The organism is Pseudoalteromonas sp. S3178, from assembly GCF_005886985.1.
GTDB classification, from domain to species: Bacteria; Pseudomonadota; Gammaproteobacteria; order Enterobacterales; family Alteromonadaceae; genus Pseudoalteromonas; species Pseudoalteromonas carrageenovora.
The window spans coordinates 1-340 of sequence record NZ_PNCW01000196.1 but is presented as its reverse complement, the minus strand read 5'-3'; the positions used below and the strand labels follow the sequence as shown (position 1 = coordinate 340).

The 340-nt window shown below is 49.7% G+C and carries 1 protein-coding gene; it reads right to left on the bottom strand.

Going from position 1 to position 340, the window contains the following annotated elements; translation table 11 throughout:
* Positions 1 to 340 (bottom strand): beta-eliminating lyase-related protein (locus tag CWC11_RS20585; RefSeq protein ID WP_249330787.1); only part of this gene is annotated, 340 nt, incomplete at both ends.

The following is a 340-nucleotide window of genomic DNA, read 5'->3' as shown; positions in this document are numbered from 1 at the left end:
CATGTTTGCGCCGTCCATGTATACTTGGCCGCCGTGCTGGTGCACGATGTCGCATACTTCACGGATAGACTCTTCGTATACACCGTGTGTAGATGGGTAAGTAACCATGATGCACGATAGGTTTTCAGCTACGTCTGCGGCTTTCGCGCGTAGGTCTTCCATATCGATGTTACCGTTTTTATCACAGTCAACCACATCCACTTTCATGCTTGCCTTTTGTGCAGACGCTGGGTTTGTGCCGTGCGCTGAACTTGGGATCAAACAAATGTTACGGTGACCTTCACCACGAGACTCATGGTACTTACGGATCGCGATAAGACCTGCGTATTCACCTTGTGCA